Origin of the sequence: Stenotrophomonas sp. G4, from assembly GCF_003428825.1 — a bacterium.
GTDB classification, from domain to species: Bacteria; Pseudomonadota; Gammaproteobacteria; order Xanthomonadales; family Xanthomonadaceae; genus Stenotrophomonas; species Stenotrophomonas indicatrix.
This window is the reverse complement of the sequence record NZ_CP031741.1, coordinates 2,809,654-2,826,810: the sequence shown is the minus strand read 5'-3', so window position 1 is coordinate 2,826,810 and position 17,157 is coordinate 2,809,654. Positions and strand designations below refer to the sequence as shown.

Annotated in this window: 15 protein-coding genes; 4 read left to right on the top strand and 11 right to left on the bottom strand. The window is 66.5% G+C overall.

The features are described 5' to 3' along the window. Positions 1–67: 67 nt before the first annotated feature. From D0Y85_RS13090 to D0Y85_RS13080, 3 genes are all read left to right on the top strand, one after another. Complete coding sequence (locus D0Y85_RS13090) at positions 68–5,044, top strand: NAD-glutamate dehydrogenase domain-containing protein (RefSeq protein ID WP_117310775.1); 4,977 nt, start codon at positions 68–70, stop codon at positions 5,042–5,044. Between the two features lie 199 nt (positions 5,045–5,243). Beyond that, positions 5,244–6,017 carry an NAD kinase gene (locus tag D0Y85_RS13085; RefSeq protein ID WP_117310774.1) on the top strand — a complete coding sequence of 258 codons (774 nt, stop codon included), beginning with the start codon at positions 5,244–5,246 and terminating at the stop codon, positions 6,015–6,017. 46 nt (positions 6,018–6,063) lie between these two features. Beyond that, positions 6,064–7,008 carry a 5'-nucleotidase gene (locus tag D0Y85_RS13080; RefSeq protein WP_033831508.1) on the top strand — a complete coding sequence of 315 codons (945 nt, stop codon included), beginning with the start codon at positions 6,064–6,066 and terminating at the stop codon, positions 7,006–7,008. A gap of 85 nt (positions 7,009–7,093) precedes the next feature. On the opposite strand, the gene D0Y85_RS13075 is transcribed toward D0Y85_RS13080, so the two are convergent. The 11 genes from D0Y85_RS13075 to asnS form a co-directional block, all read right to left on the bottom strand. Continuing rightward, positions 7,094–7,645, bottom strand: a complete 552-nt coding sequence (locus tag D0Y85_RS13075; protein ID WP_117310773.1) for a DUF2939 domain-containing protein — start codon at positions 7,643–7,645, stop codon at positions 7,094–7,096. Between the two features lie 73 nt (positions 7,646–7,718). Continuing rightward, positions 7,719–8,405, bottom strand: a complete 687-nt coding sequence (locus tag D0Y85_RS13070) for a DUF2461 domain-containing protein (protein ID WP_117310772.1) — start codon at positions 8,403–8,405, stop codon at positions 7,719–7,721. After that, the gene (gene sbcB / locus D0Y85_RS13065) at positions 8,402–9,841 is read right to left on the bottom strand and encodes an exodeoxyribonuclease I (protein WP_117310771.1); all 1,440 of its coding nucleotides are present in this window, start codon (positions 9,839–9,841) and stop codon (positions 8,402–8,404) included. The genes D0Y85_RS13070 and sbcB overlap by 4 nt, the downstream gene beginning before the upstream one ends. Further along, positions 9,841–11,208: an NAD(P)/FAD-dependent oxidoreductase gene (locus D0Y85_RS13060; protein ID WP_117310770.1), complete on the bottom strand. Its 1,368-nt coding sequence runs from the start codon at positions 11,206–11,208 to the stop codon at positions 9,841–9,843. The genes sbcB and D0Y85_RS13060 overlap by 1 nt, the downstream gene beginning before the upstream one ends. Before the next feature lie 29 nt (positions 11,209–11,237). Beyond that, positions 11,238–12,512, bottom strand: coding sequence for a kynureninase (kynU, locus tag D0Y85_RS13055; protein WP_093819065.1), 1,275 nt, complete (start codon positions 12,510–12,512; stop codon positions 11,238–11,240). A gap of 141 nt (positions 12,513–12,653) precedes the next feature. Further along, positions 12,654–13,172, bottom strand: a complete 519-nt coding sequence (locus D0Y85_RS13050; RefSeq protein ID WP_117310769.1) for a 3-hydroxyanthranilate 3,4-dioxygenase — start codon at positions 13,170–13,172, stop codon at positions 12,654–12,656. Positions 13,173–13,190: 18 nt separating this feature from the next. Beyond that, the gene (gene can, locus D0Y85_RS13045; RefSeq protein ID WP_117310768.1) at positions 13,191–13,853 is read right to left on the bottom strand and encodes a carbonate dehydratase; all 663 of its coding nucleotides are present in this window, start codon (positions 13,851–13,853) and stop codon (positions 13,191–13,193) included. Positions 13,854–13,927: 74 nt separating this feature from the next. Next, complete coding sequence (locus tag D0Y85_RS13040; protein ID WP_117310767.1) at positions 13,928–14,566, bottom strand: FMN-binding negative transcriptional regulator; 639 nt, start codon at positions 14,564–14,566, stop codon at positions 13,928–13,930. 9 nt (positions 14,567–14,575) lie between these two features. Next, positions 14,576–14,890: a hypothetical protein gene (locus tag D0Y85_RS13035; RefSeq protein ID WP_025876872.1), complete on the bottom strand. Its 315-nt coding sequence runs from the start codon at positions 14,888–14,890 to the stop codon at positions 14,576–14,578. Positions 14,891–14,897: 7 nt separating this feature from the next. Continuing rightward, entirely contained in the window at positions 14,898–15,197 is a 300-nt protein-coding gene (locus tag D0Y85_RS13030; protein WP_006376524.1) for a hypothetical protein, read from the bottom strand. Between the two features lie 33 nt (positions 15,198–15,230). Then, positions 15,231–16,625, bottom strand: a complete 1,395-nt coding sequence (gene asnS, locus D0Y85_RS13025) for an asparagine--tRNA ligase (protein WP_012511556.1) — start codon at positions 16,623–16,625, stop codon at positions 15,231–15,233. A 130-nt stretch (positions 16,626–16,755) separates the two neighbouring features. Here asnS and D0Y85_RS13020 point away from each other — a divergent pair, with 130 nt between their 5' ends. Beyond that, positions 16,756–17,094 carry an iron-sulfur cluster assembly accessory protein gene (locus D0Y85_RS13020; protein ID WP_117310766.1) on the top strand — a complete coding sequence of 113 codons (339 nt, stop codon included), beginning with the start codon at positions 16,756–16,758 and terminating at the stop codon, positions 17,092–17,094. Positions 17,095–17,157: the final 63 nt, after the last annotated feature.

The following is a 17,157-nucleotide window of genomic DNA, read 5'->3' as shown; positions in this document are numbered from 1 at the left end:
GCAAGGCCTTTTCGTGCGGTAGGGCTACAATTTCATTTTCCCAACTGAGCAAGCGCGCCGCTCTGCCATGAAACCGCAAAAAACCGCAGCCAAGACCGTGAAAAACAAAAGCAAACCAGTTGAGTCGGAGGTCGCAGTGACCGCTGGTTTCTCCCTGGAGCCGGTGTACACGGCCTTGCGCAAGCGTTACCCCGCGGCCGCCCAGGCCGAGGCAGTGGCATTCGCCGCCGATTTCTACAAGCGCATGGAGGCCGACGAGTTCCCCCACCACAGCGCTGAGGAGTGGGCCGCGCTCGCCGCCGAAACGCTGGAATTCGCCCGTGCCCGCAAGGCCGGCAAGGCCAATGTCCGCGTGTTCAATCCGACGGCGAAGGCCAACGGTTGGGAATCGCCGCACACCGTGCTGCAGATCATCAACGACGACATGCCGTTCCTGGTCGACACCGTGACCATGTCGCTGGCCGAGCACGGCGTTGGCGTGCATGTGCTGGGCCACCCGGTGCTGCATTTCACCCGTGACAAGGCCGGCAAGCTGACCAAGGTGGGCGAGGGCCAGCTGGAATCGGTGATGCTGCTGGAGATCGACCGCCAGCCGGCCGAAGCCATGGCAGACATCGAGCAGGCCATCAACAAGGCGCTGGATGAAGTGCGCGCCATCGTGCGCGACTGGCAGCCGATGCAGGACAAGGCGCTGGCGCTGGCCGACGACCTTGGCAGCCGCCAGCTGCCGGTCGACGCTGCCTCGCGCAAGGAAGCACAGGAATTCCTGCGCTGGGCCGCCGACAACCACTTCACCTTCTTCGGCTACCGCGAGTACCGCGTCGAGAAGCAGGGCAAGGAAGACGTGCTGGCGCCGCTGAACGACACCGGCCTGGGCCTGATGCGCGGCAAGGACAAGTCCGCTGCACGTCCGGTCAAGACCCTGGCCGCGCAGGGCCTGAACACCACGTCCGGGCTGAAGGACGCGCTGATCCTGACCAAGACCAATGCCCGTTCGCGCGTGCATCGTGCCGGTTACATGGATTACATCGGCGTGCTGGAATTCGACGCCAAGGGCAGGATCATCGGCGAACAGCGCTTCCTCGGCCTGTTCACCTCCAGCGCCTACAACCGCCGGCCGTGGGAGATCCCGCTGGTGCGCCAGCGCTACGAACACGTGATGAAGCAGTCCGGCCTGGCCGGCTCCAGCCATAGCGGCAAGGCCCTGCGCCACATCCTGGAAACCCTGCCGCGCGAAGAACTGTTCCAGTCCAGCGAGGACGAACTGTTCCGCACCGCGATGGGCGTGCTGGGCCTGCAGGAGCGTGTGCGCAGCCGCCTGTTCCTGCGTCGCGACAAGTACAGCCGTTTCATTTCCGCGCTGGTCTACCTGCCGCGCGAGCGTTTCAACACCGACGTGCGCCTGCGCATCGAAGCGATGCTCAAGGAAGCGCTGCACGGCGAGTACGTGGACAGCTCGGTGGTGCTGGGTGAATCGCCGTTGGCCCAGGTGCACCTGATCGTGCGTCCGAAGCCGGGCGAAATGCTCGACGTCGATACCGCCGAACTGGAGCAGAAGCTGGCGCAGGTGCTGCGCAACTGGCAGGACGACCTGCGCGAAGCGCTGGTCAACCGCCATGGCGAAGCCGAAGGCCTGCGCATTGCTGCGCGCATCGGCAAGGCGCTGCCGGCCGGTTACATCGAAGACAACAGCACCGCCGTTGCCGCCAACGATGTCAGCCAGCTCGATGCGCTGACCGGCCCGGACGACCTGCGCCTGAGCCTGCAGGCCGTGCCGCGCGAATCCGGCGATGGCCTGCGCCTGAAGCTGTATCGCCAGCTGGATGACATTCCGCTGTCGGACGCGCTGCCGATGATGGAAAACATGGGCCTGCGCGTGATCGCCGAGCGTCCGTACCGCCTGTCGGTGGACAACGCGCCGGTGTACGTGCAGGACTTCGAGGTCGAATCGACCGCCGGTGCGATCGATGCGGCCAGCGTCGATGAAGCCTTCGGCGAGACCTTTGCCCGCGTCTGGCACGGCGATGCCGAGAACGATGGCTTCAACCGCCTGGTGCTGGCTGCCGGCCTGCACTGGCGCCAGGTCGCCATGCTGCGTGGCTACTGCAAGTACCTGCTGCAGACCGGCGTGCCGTTCTCGCAGGCTTACGTCGAAGGCACCTTCACCCGCTACCCGTTGCTGGCACGCCTGCTGGTGGAACTGTTCGAAGCCCGCTTCGATCCGGCCACCGGCCATGAAAGCAAGGAAGACATCGCCGCTGGCCAGGCGCAGCTGAAGGCCCACCTCGAGGTGCTGGCTGCCGGCGACGAGGCCACCCTGAAGGTGCTCAAGACCGTGGTCGACGCCCGCAAGGGTGACCGCGATGCGCAGATGCAGGCCGCGCGCGAAGCGCTGCTGAAGCTGATGGACCGCGTGTCGAGCCTGGACGAGGACCGCATCCTGCGTTCCTTCATGGGCGTGATCGATGCGACCCTGCGCACCAGCTACTACCAGACCGATGCCAATGGCCAGCACGGCCATGTCATCAGCTTCAAGTTCGATTCGGCCTTGGTGCCGGACCTGCCCAAGCCGCGCCCGTACCGCGAAATCTTCGTGTATGGCCCGCGCGTGGAAGGTACCCACCTGCGCTTCGGTGCCGTCGCCCGTGGCGGCCTGCGCTGGTCGGATCGCCGCGAAGACTTCCGTACCGAAGTGCTGGGCCTGGTCAAGGCGCAGATGGTCAAGAACACCGTCATCGTGCCGGTCGGCGCGAAGGGCGGCTTCTTCGCCAAGATGCCGCCGGTGAACGGCGATCGCGATGCGATCTTCGCCAACGGCGTGGCCTGCTACAAGCTGTTCATCCAGGGCCTGCTGGACATCACCGACAACATCGTCAACAACAAGATCGTGCCGCCGGTGGATGTCGTGCGCCATGACATGGACGATCCGTACCTGGTGGTGGCCGCCGACAAGGGCACTGCGACCTTCTCCGACATCGCCAACGGCCTGGCCATCGCGCACGGCTTCTGGATGGGCGATGCGTTCGCCTCCGGCGGTTCGGTCGGTTACGACCACAAGGGCATGGGCATCACCGCGCGCGGCGCATGGGAGTCGGTCAAGCGCCACTTCCGTGCACTGGGCCGTGACAGCCAGACCCAGGACTTCACCGCGGTCGGCGTCGGCGACATGTCCGGCGACGTGTTCGGCAACGGCATGCTGCTGTCGCGCCACATCCGCCTGGTCGCTGCGTTCGACCACCGCCACATCTTCCTGGACCCGAACCCGGATGCAGCGACCACGTTCGTCGAACGTGAGCGTCTGTTCACCGTGCCGCGTTCGAGCTGGGCGGACTACGATGCCAAGCTGATCAGCAAGGGCGGCGGTGTGTATCCGCGCAGCCTGAAGTCGATCGAGATCACCCCGCAGGTACGTGAAGCGCTGGGCCTGGACGAGAACGTCAAGGCGCTGTCGCCGAACGATCTGATGAGCGCGATCCTGAAGGCACCGGTCGACCTGCTGTGGAACGGCGGCATCGGCACCTACGTCAAGGCCGCCAGCGAGCAGCACAGCGATGTCGGCGACCGCGCCAACAATGCCCTGCGCGTGAATGGTGGCGAGCTGCGCTGCAAGGTGGTGGGCGAGGGCGGCAACCTGGGCATGACCCAGCTGGGCCGCATCGAAGCTGCCCAGGCCGGCGTGCTGCTCAACACCGACTTCATCGACAACTCGGCCGGTGTGGATACCTCCGACCACGAAGTCAACATCAAGATCCTGCTCAACGATGTGGTGCGGGCCAAGAAGCTGACCGTCGAGCAGCGCAACAAGCTGCTGGCGTCGATGACCGACGAAGTCGCCGCGCTGGTGCTCAACGACAACTACCGCCAGAACCAGGCCCTGAGCCTGATGGAGCGGATGGCGGTCAAGCGCCTGGGGTCCAAGCAGCACTTCATCCGTACCCTGGAACAGCAGGGCCTGCTGGATCGCCAGATCGAGTTCCTGCCGTCCGATGCCGAGCTGTCCCAGCGCAAGGCGCGCGGCCAGGGCCTGACCCGTCCGGAACTGTCGGTGCTGCTGTCCTATTCCAAGCTGGTGGCGTTCGCGCAGCTGCTGGATTCGGACATTCCGGAAGATCCGTACCTGTCCAAGGAACTGCAGCGCTACTTCCCGACGCCGCTGCAGAAGAAGTACGCCGACGCGATGGAGCGTCACCGCCTGAAGCGTGAAATCATCGCCACGGCCGTGACCAACCAGACCATCAACCGCATGGGCGCCACCTTCCTGATGCGCATGCAGGAAGACACCGGCCGCTCCATTGCCGAGGTCGCCAAGGCCTACACCATCAGCCGCGAAACGCTGGACGCACGCGCGCTGTGGGCACAGATCGACGCTCTTGATGGCACGCTGCCGGAGTCGGTGCAGATCGACGCGCTGGAAGTGATCTGGAAGCTGCAGCGTTCGTTCGTACGCTGGCTGCTGTCGCGCCCGGGCCCGATGCCGGGCATCACCGAGGCGGTCAACCGCTACCAGGGTCCGTTCAACGACATCCGTGTTGCTTCGGGTGTGCTGCCGGATTCGCAGCGTCCGACCTACGAAGCCCTGGTGGCCGAGTGGAAGGAAAAGGGCCTGCCGTCGGCGCTGGCACAGCAGCTGGCCGAACTGCACTTCCTGGAACCGGCGTTCGACATCATCGAACTGGCCCGTACCCGCAAGCTGAAGCCGGTGGACGTGTCCAAGGTCCACTTCCGCCTGGGCGACGCCCTGCAGCTGCCCTGGCTGTTCGAGCAGATCGACGCGCTGGAGGTCAACGGCCGTTGGCACGCGGTGGCACGCGGCGTGCTGCGCGACGAGCTGGCCGCCCACCACCGCAACCTGGCCGGCCAGGTGCTGGCCACCAAGGGCAGTACCGCCGAAGCCAAGGTGGCCGCATGGATCGGTCGCGACGACAGCAGCCTGCGCTTCACCCTGGCGATGCTGGCCGAGCTGGCCGAGCAGAAGACCCTGGACTACCCGACCGTTTCGGTCGCGGTGCAGCGCCTGGGTCAGCTCGCTGCCCACGGCGCGTAAGTGATGTAGTGCCAGGCCGCGCCTGGCATGCGTGAACCGGAACGGCCCCGCGGAAGCGGGGCCGTTTTTTCTTGCGGACGACCGCCGGGCATGGCCCGGCGCTACCGATGTACGGCGGAGCAGGTAGCGCCGGGCAATGCCCGGCGAGCGCAGCGGCGCTCGGTTATGCTCTCCACCAAGCCTTCCCCCGGATCCACCGATGAGCGACACCCCCCGCATCGCTTTCCTGGCCAGTACCACCGAACCTGCACAGATGGCCCGCGCAGCGATGGTCTCGCGCTATGGCGACCACGCCCCGGACCAGGCTGACGTGCTGTGCCCGCTGGGCGGCGATGGCTTCATGCTGCAGACCCTGCATCGTCACGGACACCTGGGCAGACCGGTATTCGGGATGAAGCTGGGCACGGTGGGTTTCCTGATGAACCAGTACCGTGGCGACGACGATGTGCATGCGCGTATCGCCCGTGCCGAGCCGGCCAACCTGCGCCCGCTGGAAATGGTGGCGCTGACCGAATCGGGTACCACCACCGGCTCGCTGGCCTACAACGATGTCTCGCTGCTGCGCCAGACCCGGCAGGCGGCGCATATCGGCATCGACCTCAATGGCCAGGAGCGGGTGGGCGAACTGATCGGCGATGGCGTGCTTGTGGCCACTCCGGCCGGAAGCACCGCCTACAACTACTCTGCACATGGGCCGGTGCTGCCGCTGGGCTCGCACACCATCGCCCTGACGCCGCTGGCCCCCTATCGCCCGCGGCGCTGGCGCGGCGCGATCCTCAAGGCCGACACCGAAGTGCGCTTCCGCGTGCTCGATCCCTACAAGCGTCCGGTCAGCGTCACTGCCGATTCGCACGAGACCCGCGATGTGGTCGAAGTGACGATCCGTGAGTCGCGCGAGCACCGGGTGACCCTGCTGTTCGACCCGGAGCACAACCTCGAAGACCGGATCCTGAGCGAACAGTTCGTTTTTTGACGACAATAGGCGGCCGGCACTGCCGACCGCTTGAAGGACCCCACCGATGGGCGACAACTCCCCCCGTTTGCTGACCGTCGCGGTGACCTCGCGTGCGCTGTTCGACCTGGAAGAAAGCCACGCGCTGTTCGAAAGCGATGGCGTGGCCGCCTATGCCGAGTACCAGCGCCAGCACGAGGACGACATCCTCGGGCCGGGCGTGGCCTTCCCGGTGGTGCGCAAGCTGTTGGCGCTGAACCAGGGCGCCAGCCCCGAGAACCCGCGCGTGGAAGTGATCCTGCTGTCACGCAACTCGGCCGATACCGGCCTGCGCATCTTCAATTCCATCCAGCACTACGGGCTGGGCATCATCCGCGCGACCTTCACCGCCGGTGAGCCGACCTGGCCGTACGTGAAGCCGTTCGGCACCGACCTGTTCCTGTCGGCCAATCCGGAATCGGTGCGCAGCGCGCTTCGCCATGGCATCGCAGCGGCCACCATCCTGCCCAAGCCGCCGGGTGAGACCGCTGCCGCTGCCGCCGACCAGATCGACATCACCCGCCCGGCCGGGCAGCTGCGCATCGCCTTCGATGGTGATGCGGTGATCTTCGGGGACGAGAGCGAGCGCATCTCGCGCGAGCAGGGGGTGGAAGCCTTCGGCCGGCACGAACGCGAGCGTGCACGCGAGCCACTCAGTGGCGGTCCGTTCCGCGGCTTCCTCTCTGCACTGCACACGTTGCAGGAAGTATTCCCCGCCGGCGACAGCGCGCCCATCCGCACGGCGCTGGTGACCGCGCGTTCTGCACCGGCCCACGAGCGGGTGATCCGCACCCTGCGCGAGTGGGGCGTGCGCCTGGACGAGGCGCTGTTCCTGGGGGGGCGGCACAAGGGCCCGTTCCTGCAGGCGTTTGGTGCCGACATCTTCTTTGACGATTCGCAGCACAACATCGACAGTGCGCGTGAACACGTAGCCGCTGGCCACGTGCCGCATGGTGTCGCCAACGAGGGGTGATCGTCGCCGGGCATGGCCCGGCGCTACCAGTTGGGGCGGTCGACGGTAGCGCCGGGCCATGCCCGGCGAGCGCAGCGGCGATCCGTTACGGGCTGCCTGACATCCCCAGCTGCAGGTCCACCACCTTCCAGCGCAGGCCCTGCGGTTCCAGCACTACCTTCAACGGTGGCTGGCCGGGGCCGCGATCGACGTCGACCACGAAGCGATCCAGGGCTTCGAAGTGGTGCTCGGCGTTCTTCAGCGGTCGCGCCGGCTCGGTTGCACCCAAGGCTTCGTCGCCCTGCAGTTCATTGCGGCCGCGCTTCCACAGCACGTGGCCCTGCAACATCGCACCGATGCCGGTGGGCGTGACCATCGTGTCCACCGCGGCGCCACCCAGTTGGTCACCCAGCCCGTACAGCAGGGCACCGAAGGGACTGGCAGCCACCTCGGGGCCGGCCTGGCGCACCAGGTAGTCATTGAGCTGGGCACGCAGGCTGGTACGCACGCGTGGGAAATCCACGTAGCGCTCCAGACGGGCGGTGTCCCGTTGTTCGATCGCCTTGGACAGGCCATGCACGGTCAGGTAGGGGCCGCCGAACCACCAGGCGGCCACCACAGCGATCAGCAGAACGAGGATGCCAATGAGCTTCTTCATGGTGCACAGCCTGCCGCAAGTACGGTTGCCGGTGGTGAACGGCGGGTGATCCCAGCGATGCCACCGGCGCCGGTCAGAACTCCAGATCCAGTGCAGCGCACAGGTAGTCCACGAACGGGCCCAGCGCCGCCAGGTCCTTGCCGAGCGTGGACAGCAGGCGCGGGCCGGTCATCGTGGCATCGTCCAGCGAACGCCACATCACCCAGTTGCGGTGCTTGAGGTCATCGATGAACTCGAAGTCGGCCGGGAAGCCGCGCGGTGGGCGCACCAGCTTCTCGGTCTCCTCGAAGTCGAAACGCCTGCGCAGCGCCGGTGCGTGCGCAGCCGCCTTCCAGCTGCCCGGGTTGTCGAGGATGAAGTGGCGGACGCGGCGCTGGGTTTCCGGTTCGGGATGCCACAGCCCGGCGCCGACGAAGCTCTCGCCCGGTTGCAGGTGCACGTAGAACGAGGGTGCGGCCACTTCACGGCGACGCTCATGGAACAGGCGCGCACCCTGCCAGGTCTTGTACGGCGATTTATCGTTGGAGAACCGCGCGTCGCGGTGGATGCGGAACAACGAGCCGCCCACGCCACGCGTGTCTGCGCGGAAGTGTCCGCTGACCTCGGTCAGGGCCGGCTGCAGGTCGCCCAGCAGGCGCAGGAACGGCTGCCGCACGTGGTCTTCGTACTGCTGGCGATGGTCGTTGAACCAGGTCTTGTCGTTGTGCAGCGCCAGGCTGCGCAGGAACTTGAAACTGGCATCGGAGAAATAGGTGCTCACAGGTCCTCCTGCAGGTGCTGGCCCCAGTCACGCAGCGATTGCAGCAGCGCGGCGCGCCGGGCATCGTCGGGCGCTTCGGCTGCCAGCGCGTCGAGCTGCTGCTGGTACTGGGCCAGGTTGAGTTCGCCCATGCCTTCCTCACCGAACAGGCGCTGGCGGCGATAGGCTTTCCAGCGCTCGCGTTCTTCCGGTGCAAGGCTGTCGGGATGATTGCGGGCGCGATAGCGGAACAGCAGTTCCGGCAGGCGCGGATCGCGGAAGCGGCCTTCCAGTGCGGCCAGCTGTTCGGCGGGCGTGGTCCGTGCCAGCGCCAGCAGCGGCTTGTCGCCGGCGCCGAGGAAGCCGTCGTACAGCGATGCATCCACATCGGAAACGCTCGCCGCGCGCGGCTGGTTGTAGACCTGGCGCGCCTTCTCGGCCAGCTGCGGCGCGAACGCGCGCAGGCGTTCGGCCTTGGCTTCGATCGCTGCCACGTCCAGCCCGAGTCGTGCGTGGTCATCAGCGCGCAGGTGGTTCCAGGCCACCAGCGCCGGCACCTTGTTCAGGTGCACTTCCTTCAACGGCACCCGGGCCACGCCTTCGGGCAGTTCGCTGGCGCGCAGGTACAGGCGCTGGGCGATCACGTCGGCGGGCAGTTCCAGCAGGTCATCGATGTCACCGTCGAGATCGAACACGATCACCCGGTTGTTGATGGTCGGATGTACCGCCAGCGGCAAAACCGGTGCCGCGCACAGGCGGCTGGCCGGGTAGCGCATCGAGATATGCAGCACCGGCTTCAATGCAGTGACGTCGAGCAGGCTGCCGACGAAACGCTTGTCGCGCAGCTTCAGTGCGTAGTCCCACAGGCGCGGCTGCGACTGCTTGAACAGGCGCGCCATGCCGATCGTCGCGCGCACGTCCGACAGCGCTTCGTGGGCATCGCCCTCGCGCACGCCGTTGGCCTCGGCCAGATGCTCCAGCTTGAATGAGGTGGCGCCGTCCTCGCGCTTGGGCCAGTGGATGCCGTCCGGGCGGATGGCATGCATCAGCCGCAGCATGTCCAGCAGGTCCCAGCGCGAGTTGCCGTTGCGCCACTCGCGTTCGTACGGGTCGTGGAAGTTGCGGAACAGGCCGTAGCGGATGAACTCGTCGTCGAAGCGCAGGGTGTTGTAGCCCAGTGCGCAGGTGCCGGGGCGCGAGAGCTGCTCATTGATCCGATCGAACGCCTCGGCTTCGCTGATGCCTTCAGCCAGCGCCTGCTGCGGCGTGATGCCGGTGACCATCGTCGCCATCGGCGAGGGCAGCAGATCATCGGCCGGGCGAACGAAGAAGCTGACCGGCGTGTCGATCTCCTTCAGATCGCCGTCGGTACGGATTGCCGCGTACTGGGAGATACGGGTGCGGCGTGGATCCTGGCCGAAGGTTTCCAGGTCGTAGAACAGGAAGCTGTCGGCCATCAGTGCGCGCCCTCCAGCACCGGCAGCTGCGCATGGATCTGCGCTTCCAGCGCGTTCCAGTCGATGTTGTCCAGGGTGTCATGGCCTGCGGTGGCGGCGATCAGCATCGCGCGCTGGAGGTCGGTGCGGCGCAGTGCTTCGGCATAGGGCGTGTGCAGGAAGGTCACCATCGTGTAGTGCGGCACGAAGCGCGTCGGCCAGCGCCGCTGCAGTTCCTGTTCCAGCTCACGTTGCAGCAGGAAGGCCGGATCGGCCACCCTGTCACGCATCTCCAGATAGTTCTCCAGCGCCATCTGCTGGATCGCACGCGCGTTCGGCTTGCGCTCGGCCTCGAATGCGGCGAATGCGCTCTGCAGGTCGTCGGCCTCCATCAGATGGCGGGCCAGCGCCACGCAGTCCTCGAACGCGCAGTTCATGCCCTGGCCGTGGAACGGCACCATCGCGTGCGCTGCATCGCCGATCAGCACGGCACGGTCCTGCTGGTGCCAGCGTTCCAGGGTAAGCGTACCGAGCAGGCCCGGCGGATGCTGCTCCCAGTCCGCGCGCAGGTTGGGAATCAGCGGCAGGGCATCGCCGAATTCGCGCGCGAACAGGGCTTCGGCCTGGGCGCCGCTGGTGACCGTGGCAAAGCTTGGGTCACCTTGGTTGGGCAGGAACAGGGTGACGGTGAACGTGCCCTCGTGGTTGGGCAGGGCGATGCACATGTAGTGGCCGCGCGGCCAGATGTGCAGGGCATTGCGCTCGATGCGGAAGCCGCCATCGTCGCCCGGCGGAATTTCCAGTTCCTTGTAGGAATGGTCGAGGAAGGCAATGTCCTCGCCCAGCGGTTCGCGCCGGTTCATCGCCGCACGCAGCGCCGAACCGGCGCCATCGGCACCCACCAGGGTATCGAAGCGGATATCGTGCGGGCTGTCGTCACGATCATCGATGAAGCGCGCGTAGCCGGCATCGAAATCGACGGTGTGCAGGCGGCGGTGGAAATGCACGGTGGCACCGGCCTGCTCGGCCAGTTCCAGCAGCGTGGTATTCAGGTCGCTGCGATGGATCGACCAGATCACTTCGCTGTCGTCGCGACCATAACGCTGCAGCTGCGGCTCGCCCTCGCGCGGATGCACCATGCGCCCGCGCATCATCACCGCACGCGCCATCACTTCGTCTTCCACGCCGGCCTGGCGCAACGCGTTGCGCCCGCGCTCGGCCAGGGCCAGATTGATCGAGCGGCCACTTTCGTAATCGGCGATGCGCGGATCGCCACGGCGTTCGTACAGGGTGATGCGCCAGCCCTGCCGTGACAGCAGGATGGCCAGCAGGGATCCGGCCAGGCCGGCGCCGACAATGCTCAGCGAGCGGGATGCATGTGCGATCAACGAACTGTCCAGCAGTAGGGGAGGGCGGCTTACAGGCCAGCCCAGGCTTCCACTTCCTCGACGAAATGGTGCACGTCGAGGTAGCGGTTGTAGAGCGGGGTGGGCGAGATGCGGATCACGTCCGGTTCGCGCCAGTCACCCAGCACGCCGATGGCGCGCAGGTGTTCGAACAGGGCGCGTCCGCGCTCGCGGCCGCCGATCACGCGCAGCGACAGCTGGCAGCCGCGGCGCTCCGGCTCGGCCGGGGTGACGATCTCCAACACCTGCGGCAGGCGCGCGCGTACCAGTGCGTCGAGCATGCCAGTCAGTGCCAGCGACTTGCTGCGCAGCGATTCCATGCCAGCGCGTTCGAACAGGTCCAGCGATGCCCGCAGCGGTGCCAGGCCGAGGATCGGCGGGTTGCTCAGCTGCCAGCCCTCGGCACCGACCGCCGGGGTGAACTGCGGTGCCATCTGGAAGCGGGTGGCTTCGTCGTGGCCCCACCAGCCGGCAAAGCGCGGCAGCGTGGTGTCGCGATGATGGCGCTCGTGCACGAAGGCACCGGCCACGGCGCCCGGGCCGCTGTTGAGGTACTTGTAGTGGCACCACACGGCGAAATCCGGGGCGACGTCATGCAGGCGCAGCGGCAGGTTGCCGACCGAGTGCGCCAGGTCGAAGCCGATGCGCGCGCCCTGCAGGCGTGCGGCGCGGGTGATCGCATCGAGGTCGAAGGCCTGGCCGCTGCGGTACTGCACGCCGGGCCACAACACCAGCGCCAGGCGCGGACCGTGCGCGGCGATCGCACGCTCGATCGCAGCCATCGAGATCGTGCCGTTGGCTTCATCCGGCTGCACTTCCACCAGGCAGTCGGCCGGGTCGAAGCCATGGAAGCGGATCTGCGCCTCCACCGCATGGCGGTCGGTCGGGAACGCGCCGGCCTCCATCAGGATCACCGGGCGCTCGGCCGTGGGCCGGTAGAAGCTGACCATCATCAGGTGCAGGTTCACGCTCAGCGTGTTCATTGCCACCACTTCGCTGGGCAGCGCGCCGACCACGCGGGCCAGCTGTGCGCTGACCAGGCGGTGGTACGACAGCCATTGGGTCGGCCCGGTAAAGTGGCCTTCCACCGCCAGTTCGCCCCACTGCTTCATCACTTCCTGCACCGCAGCCTGCGCACCGCGCGGCTGCAGGCCCAGCGAGTTGCCGACGAAGTAGGTCTGCTCACCGCCACCGTGGCGCGGAATCAGGAATTCCTGCCGCAGCGGCCGCAGCGGATCGGCGGCATCAAGAGCAATGGCGTGGGTGCGGCTGAGCAGGTCGGACATGGTCGGGCAACAGGCTGCAACGGGGTTGCCAGTGTAGCGCCTGGGGCATGCATGATGCCTCGCGGCGCGCTCGCCGGGCATGGCCCGGCGCTACCCGGAGGTCGCGTGCTTGGGTAGCGCCGGGCCATGCCCGGCGAACGTTCAATCCGCTGGCGCCGGCAACGGATCCACGTGGCCGCACGCGCTGCAGGTGCGCAGCTCCAGGCTGGCCTGGTAGCGCGCGAACACCTTCGGCAGGTCGGTCTCGATGTTCTGCAGCGTGAAGTACTCTTCGTACAGCTTGTGGTTGCAGCGTTCGCAATGCCAGATCACGCCGTCGCGTTCATGCGGCAGTCGCTTGCGTTCCACCACCAGGCCGATGCCACCGGGCGGGCGCCGGGGTGAGTGCGGCACCTTGCCCGGCAGCAGGAAGATCTCGCCGGCACGGATCGGGATATCGCGCACCGCGCCATCCTCCTGCACCTTCAGCACCATCTCCCCTTCCAGCTGGTAGAACCACTCCGGGCCTTCGTCGTAGTGGAAATCGGTGCGGCTGTTCGGCCCGCCGACCACCATCACGATGAAATCGCCGTTGTCGATCATCTTGTTGCCGACCGGCGGCTTCAACAGATGCCGGTTTTCCTCGATCCAGGCGTGCAGGTTTATCGGCGAAGCGAGCATGGTGTCTTCCCCAGGGAATCAGTCGCGCCTGCCCTTGCGCGGAACATAGGACAGCGCCTTTTCATAGGCCGGCTGCAGGTCTTCCTGGGAGCCGACGTCGATGCCCATCTCGCGCACGCGGCCGTCCTTCAGGCTGTACACCCAGCCGTGCACCATCAGCTTCTGGCCGCGGGCCCAGGCGTCCTGCACGATCGTGGAGCGGCACAGGTTGGCGACCTGCTCGATCACATTCAGTTCGCACAGGCGTGCGTGCTTGAGTTCATCGGTATCGATCGCATCGAGGATGGCGGTGTGCTTCTGCATGACATCACCGACGTGGCGCAGCCAGTTGTCAGCCAGGCCGACCCGGGTGTTGTGCAGGCATGCGTGTACGCCACCACAGCCGTAGTGGCCGACGATCAGGATGTGCTTCACCTTCAGCTGGTCCACCGCGTACTGCACCACGCTCAGGCAGTTCAGGTCGGTATGGGCGACCACGTTGGCCACGTTGCGATGCACGAACACCTCACCCGGGGCCATGCCGATGATCTGGTTGGCCGGCACGCGCGAGTCGGAACAGCCGATCCACAGGTATTCCGGATGCTGCTGCTTGGCCAGCTGATGGAAGAAATCCGGATCTTCCTTCTCGATCCGGTCGGCCCAGTCGCGGTTGTTCTGCAGCAGCTTGAGGATGTCTTTCATGTTCGGATATCCCTGACGTCGGGTGGGGGCAAGGCGCGGCCGTTCTGGTCGCGTCGTCGCGGGAAACAGAGCGCTCAGCTGCCTGCGGCGGCTTCGTCGCGATACCGGCGCATCCACTGCGCCAGTTCGGTGGAATGGGGATTGTCCAGGCGCTCCAGTTCGGCGATCACTGCCTGCTGGTTGGCCTCGGGGTGGTTCTGGCTCAGCTTCAGCGTCAGCTGCACCTGTTCGACGGTGAAACGGAAGCCGACGATGCCGCGCAGCTGGCGGCGGTGGTCGTCACGCTGGGGTTCGAACCGCCAGTCCTGGCCGACGCTGGCTTCGAAGTGGTCGCCGGTATCGCTGACCAGCTGGGCCAGTGCATCGGTATCGTCGAAGGGCTGCAACTGGCCGCGCAGCTCGGCGGTGGCGTAGTTCCAGGTGGGCACCCGTGCCATCGGTTCCTTGTCCGGGTACCAGCTGGCCGACACATAGCCGTGCGGCCCGTCCACCAGCAGTTTGGCTGCGCCGGTGTGGCGCGCCTGCGGGTTGGCACGGGCCCAGTGGCCGCGCAGCTCGATGTGGTCGCCGTCGCGCTGGTACAGCACCGGCAGCCGGGTCAGTTCCGGCAGGCCATCGCCACCGGTGGTCAGCACGGTGACGAACGGATCACGCGCCAGCAGGCGATCCAGCCACAGCAGGTCGGTCTCGGCGAAAGCGCGCGGGGTGAACATCGGCTGGCCTCAGGCGCGGCTGCCGAGCGACTGCACCATGCGTCCGCGCAGGCCTTCGTCGCTGCCAGCCTGCGGTGGCTGCACTTCATGCAGCGAGAAGCCGCGCACCAGCGCATCTTCTTCATCCAGGCCGTCGTACTCGACGAACTCGGCATCGAACAGCTGCGAGCGTGCAGTGTCTTCGCTGTCGTAGCTCAGCGTATTGCCATCGCTGTCCAGCACTTCGGCAGTGCCGGCCTCGCGGATGCGCAGGCGTGCCCAGATCAGGGTGTTGCCGAGGCTGGCCAGCCACCAGCTGTCGCGGACGTGGGAAAGGTCGTTCATGTGTGTCTTACCAGAGCGAGGCCAGCCAGAGCAGGGCAGCCATGCCCAGTCCGGCCAGCAGGGTCAGCAGCGATACCCAGGCGGGCGTCGCCAGCCCGGACAGCGAGCGGTCCGGCTGGGTGCGGTATTCGCGCCGCAGCAGCCAGCCCAGCGCATCGGGCTTGAGGAAGGCGCCACTGCCGAAGCGCTGCGCCAGCGCCGGATGGCGATCGCGCACATGCACCAGGGTCAGCGGCCAGAAAATCACGAAGGCACTGAACCCGGCCACTGCAACGCCGACGAAACACAGGGCGAAGAACAGGGTCATGGGGGCAGTACCTCCGTGGTCGTGCGTGTGGGCTTAGAAGTCCGCGCTGCCCGGGGCGCGCGGGTAGGGGATCGCATCGCGGATGTTGGACAGGCCGCAGACGTACACCACCAGGCGCTCGAAGCCCAGGCCGAAGCCCGCGTGCGGTACCGAGCCGTAGCGGCGGAAATCGCGGTACCAGCTGTAGTGCTCGCGATCCAGGCCGAACTGCGCCATGCGTGCATCCAGCACGTCCAGGCGCTCTTCGCGCTGGCTGCCACCGATGATCTCGCCGATGCCCGGGGCCAGCACGTCCATCGCCGCGACGGTCTTGCCGTCATCGTTCAGGCGCATGTAGAAGGCCTTGATGTGCTCGGGGTAGTTGGTCACCACCACCGGGCGACCGACGTGTTCCTCGGTCAGCCAGCGCTCGTGCTCGGTCTGCAGGTCCAGGCCCCATTCGACCGGGAAGTCGAACTTCTTTCCGGACTTCTGCAGCAGGCTGACCGCATCGGTGTAATCGATGCGTTCGAACGGCGCGTTGATGAAGTCTTCCAGCTTGGTGATTGCGTTCTTGTCCACGCGCTCGGCGATGAAGGCCAGGTCGTCGCCGCGCTCGTTGAGCACCGCGCGGAACAGGTACTTCAGGAATTCCTCGGCCAGGCGTGCGTCTTCGGCCAGGTCGGCGAAGGCGATTTCCGGCTCGATCATCCAGAACTCCGCCAGGTGGCGGGTGGTGTGGCTGTTCTCGGCGCGGAAGGTCGGGCCGAAGGTGTACACCTTGCTCAGCGCCAGGCAGTAGGCCTCGACGTTCAGCTGGCCGGACACGGTCAGGAAGGTTTCCTTGCCGAAGAAGTCGCGGCTGAAGTCGATCCCGCCCTGGGCGTCACGCGGCAGGTTCACCATGTCCAGGGTGGACACGCGGAACATCTGGCCGGCGCCTTCGGCGTCGGAGGTGGTGATGATCGGGGTGCTGATCCAGTTGAAGCCGTTCTCGTGGAAGAAGCGGTGCACGGCCTGGGCCAGGCAGTTGCGGATGCGGGTGACCGCGCCGAACAGGTTGGTGCGCGGGCGCAGGTGCGCCACTTCACGCAGGAACTCCGGCGTCATCGGCTTGGGCTGGATCGGGTAAGTGAGCGGGTCTTCGACCCAGCCGACCACCTCGACCGCGCTGGCCTGGATCTCGAACGACTGGCCCTTGCCCTGCGACTTCACCAGCGTGCCGGTGGCCACCAGCGAGCAGCCGGTGGTCAGGCGCTTGATCTCGTCGAAGTTGGCCAGCGCGTCGCCGGCCACGACCTGGATCGGGGCGAAGCAGGAGCCGTCGGTCACATTCACGAAAGCCAGATTTGCTGAACCGCGCACCGTGCGCACCCAACCGCGTACCGTGACTTCGCCACCTTCCGGGATCTTCCCGGCAAGCGCATGTTCAACGCTGACCACCGTCATGACTTGAATCCTCTGCTGATCGACTCGATCTATGAACACGGGAGTTTACCGGTTGCAGCGTTCTGCTTGCGAGGCATTTCTGCGGTCATCGGCTCCCTATAATGTCCCGGTACCTCAGGAGTGATCCACCATGGCTGTCAGCCTGACCCCTATTGCCTTCGAGCGCGTGCAGCGCTTTGTCGCCCAGACCCCCGGCGCGCTGGGCCTGCGTTTTGGCGTGACCAGGACCGGCTGCTCGGGCTGGGGCCACATCACCGACCTGGCCCGCGACGAGCGCGAGGGCGATACCGTGTTCGACCAGGACGGGGTGAAGATCTATGTCGACGCCAAGAGCCTGGCGCTGGTGGACGGCACCGTGATCGACTTCGGCAAGCACGGCCTGAGCGAGACCTTCACGTTCAGCAACCCGAATGCCACCGCCGAGTGTGGCTGCGGCGAAAGCTTCACCACCGACGCCGACAAGGCCTGACGGCCGGTTCCGGCGCCCGCCGGACGTGGTCCGGCGCTATCGGAACCTGCTCTGGTAGATGCC

Coding starts and splice junctions, on each gene's coding strand:
- D0Y85_RS13075 (WP_117310773.1), bottom strand. CDS start 7,645: ATGAAGAAGCTCATTGGCATCCTCGTTCTGCTGATCGCTGTGGTGGCC.
- D0Y85_RS13085 (WP_117310774.1), top strand. CDS start 5,244: ATGAGCGACACCCCCCGCATCGCTTTCCTGGCCAGTACCACCGAACCT.
- D0Y85_RS13035 (WP_025876872.1), bottom strand. CDS start 14,890: ATGAACGACCTTTCCCACGTCCGCGACAGCTGGTGGCTGGCCAGCCTC.
- D0Y85_RS13040 (WP_117310767.1), bottom strand. CDS start 14,566: ATGTTCACCCCGCGCGCTTTCGCCGAGACCGACCTGCTGTGGCTGGAT.
- D0Y85_RS13020 (WP_117310766.1), top strand. CDS start 16,756: ATGGCTGTCAGCCTGACCCCTATTGCCTTCGAGCGCGTGCAGCGCTTT.
- kynU (WP_093819065.1), bottom strand. CDS start 12,512: ATGTCCGACCTGCTCAGCCGCACCCACGCCATTGCTCTTGATGCCGCC.
- D0Y85_RS13050 (WP_117310769.1), bottom strand. CDS start 13,172: ATGCTCGCTTCGCCGATAAACCTGCACGCCTGGATCGAGGAAAACCGG.
- asnS (WP_012511556.1), bottom strand. CDS start 16,625: ATGACGGTGGTCAGCGTTGAACATGCGCTTGCCGGGAAGATCCCGGAA.
- can (WP_117310768.1), bottom strand. CDS start 13,853: ATGAAAGACATCCTCAAGCTGCTGCAGAACAACCGCGACTGGGCCGAC.
- D0Y85_RS13090 (WP_117310775.1), top strand. CDS start 68: ATGAAACCGCAAAAAACCGCAGCCAAGACCGTGAAAAACAAAAGCAAA.
- D0Y85_RS13030 (WP_006376524.1), bottom strand. CDS start 15,197: ATGACCCTGTTCTTCGCCCTGTGTTTCGTCGGCGTTGCAGTGGCCGGG.
- D0Y85_RS13080 (WP_033831508.1), top strand. CDS start 6,064: ATGGGCGACAACTCCCCCCGTTTGCTGACCGTCGCGGTGACCTCGCGT.
- sbcB (WP_117310771.1), bottom strand. CDS start 9,841: ATGGCCGACAGCTTCCTGTTCTACGACCTGGAAACCTTCGGCCAGGAT.